The following is a 2,634-nucleotide window of genomic DNA, read 5'->3' on the forward strand; positions in this document are numbered from 1 at the left end:
CCCGCCAGCGCCCCGACCCCCGGCACCAGGCCGAGGCCGGTGAGCCCGGCTCGCGCGGCGACCATGCTGCCGGTGCTGGGCCCGCTCCGCTCGCCGTCCGCCGCCGGTGCCGACTCCGCCTCGTGGCGGCGCTGCCGATATGTGGCGAGCCGCCGGTCGAAGGCCGCGAACTCCCGGCCCTGGTGGGCGAATTGCTCGCTGATCGCGGCCATCGCCTCGGGGACGGAGCCCGCCGCCTCGTCGACGCGGGCGGTGAGTGCGCCGTACTCCTGGCGGGCGGTCTGCTCCAGCCGGCGCATCAGCCAGGTCTTGCCCACGCCCGCGTGGCCGTGCACATGGAAGACGAAGCGATGCCGCCCGTCCTCCGGTGGCAGCCCGAAGTTGTCCCGGAACGCGTCCAGTTCCCGCTGCCGTCCCACGAATCCGGCGTTCCCGCGCCGCAGGATCAGCTCCTGCATCGACGGCCGTCCCTGCCCCATCGGCCCTCTCCTCCGGTCCCGGCCCAGTCTGCCAGTACGATCAGCTCGTGGGCTTGTTGCATACGATGCGCAGGTGCCCAGCTATCGCATCAGAACCGCCACCTCCGATGACCTCGACGCCGTCCGCAGCGTGATGCTCGACACCGTCTACCGCGACTTCGGAACCGGCTATGTGCCACGCTGGCACGCCGACATCATCGATCCCGCCGCCGCGTATCTGGACGATGCGCGCCACACCCTGCTGGTGGCGGTGGACGAGAGCGGCGGGGCGGTCGTGGCGACGGCCGCGCTCGATTCCCGGGGCCCGGCCCATCCGCCCAACCCGTCGTGGCTGGCCGCGCGTTACCCGCCTGGGGAGACCGCCCAACTGCGCCGGGTCTATGTGCGATCCGGGCATCGGCGCAACGGGCTGGCCCGGCGGCTGGTGCATGCGCTGCTGGACTTCGCCGTGGCAGACGGCGGCTATCGCGCGGTCTATCTGCACACCGATCCGGAGGTGGCGGGTGCCGAGCCGTTCTGGCGGTCCATGGGGAAGGTCGTCTGCGATGAGCGGGAGGTGCCCGGGGGCGGTCAGGGGATCGTGCACTTCGAGGTCCCCACGGGGCCGGGGATGTCATGAGTTGATGGAAATGATTATCATGTAGCGTTCCGTCTCGCCGTCCTGCCGTCCCGCGCAGCCTGGAGAACCACGCCCATGCACTCTGTCCGCCGCCGGTGGGCCGCCGGGCTGCTGCTCGTCCCGCTGCTCACCGGGTGTTTCGCGGCCCGTGACGGTTCGCCGTACGACGCCGGGGCCGGTGCGGGCGGCGGACGCCTCCGGGTCGCGATGGCCTTCCCGCCCGCCGAGCGCTTCTCCCCGTACGGCGCCGACGCCACTGTGCTCAGCCGGCTCGGGGTCACCGGGGGGCTGACCCGGCTGGACGGCAACGGCGGCGCGGTGCCCGCCCTCGCCGAGTCCTGGGCCCGGGAGAGCGGCGGCGGCTGGGTGTTCACCCTGCGCGAGGCGCGGTTCCAGGACGGCACCGAGGTCACCCCGGCGGCGGTGGCGGGTGCCCTCACCCATGCCACCCACGCCGATCCCGGGCCCGCCGCGCTCACCGGGGTCACGCTCACCGCCGAGGCGATGGGGGAGCGGCGGGTCCGGGTCGCCACCGCCACCGCCGACTCCGCCCTGCCGCTGCGACTGTCCAGCCCGAGCCTGGCCATCCTCTCGCCCAAGGCGTACCGCACGAAGGCCGGTACGGGGGCGGCCGGTTCGGACAAGTCCGGTACGGGGGCGGCCGGTTCGGACAAGTCCGGTGCGGCGGAGGGGCGTTCGGACACGCCGGACGGGAAAGCGGCCGTCGATCCGGCCGGTACCGCCACCGGTCCCTTCTCCCTGACCAGGACGACCGGTGCCACCCGCGCCACCCTCCACCGCTTCGACGACTACTGGGGCGGCCTCGCCCACGCCTCCGGTCTCGATGTCCGCTTCATAGCCGATGGCACGGCCCGCACCAACGCGCTGCGCAGTGGCGAGGTGGACATGGCCGAGGCGGTCCCGGTCTCCCAGGCGGCCACCCTCGACCGGCCGACCGTCCGCGAGGTGCCCACCGCCCGCACCACCGCCCTCTTCCTCAACACCCGCTCCGGCCCCTTCGCCGACCCCGCCGTCCGCGCCGCCGCCCGCGAGGCCGTCGACGCCTCCGCCCTCGCCGAGGACGTCTACGAGGGGCATGCCGACACCGGCCGCGGCCTGTTCGGCCCGGCCCTCACCTGGGCGGCGGGCGAGCGCCCCCGGCCGTCCGGCCGCCCCGCCGCCAAGCGCCCCGGCAACACCGCGCTCACCCTCGCCACCTACGACAACCGGCCCGAGCTGCCCGAGGTCGCCCAGGTGCTGCAACAGCAACTACGCAAGGCCGGGTTCAGTGTGAAGCTGGAGGTGCGGGAGTACTCCCGGCTCGAAAGCGACGCCCTGGCCGGGAAGTTCGACGCCGTGGTGGCCGCCCGTAACACCATGCTCGACACCGGCGACCCGGTCTCCTATCTCGCCGACGACTTCACCTGCGACGGCGGCTACAACCTGGCCCGGGTGTGCGACAAGGCCGTGGACCGCGCGGTCGCCGAGGCCGGGTCCCGCGCCGACGACGCCGCGCGCCATCGCGCCGCCCTGGCC

At 74.0% G+C, this 2,634-nt stretch carries 3 protein-coding genes; 2 read left to right on the top strand and 1 reads right to left on the bottom strand.

The genetic code is table 11. From position 1 onward, the window contains the following. A partial coding sequence (locus KN815_RS48400; RefSeq protein WP_372458664.1) for an ATP-binding protein occupies window positions 1-479 on the bottom strand: 479 nt, incomplete at its 3' end. 73 nt (window positions 480-552) lie between these two features. On the opposite strand from KN815_RS48400, the gene KN815_RS48405 reads away from it, so the two are divergent. Continuing rightward, entirely contained in the window at window positions 553-1,098 is a 546-nt protein-coding gene (locus KN815_RS48405) for a GNAT family N-acetyltransferase (protein ID WP_216348114.1), read from the top strand. A 75-nt stretch (window positions 1,099-1,173) separates the two neighbouring features. After that, window positions 1,174-2,634, top strand: a 1,461-nt coding sequence (locus tag KN815_RS48410; protein WP_216348115.1) for an ABC transporter substrate-binding protein, incomplete at its 3' end; no start/stop codon positions are given.

Origin of the sequence: Streptomyces niphimycinicus (assembly GCF_018883605.1) — a bacterium.
Classification (GTDB): domain Bacteria; phylum Actinomycetota; class Actinomycetes; order Streptomycetales; family Streptomycetaceae; genus Streptomyces; species Streptomyces niphimycinicus.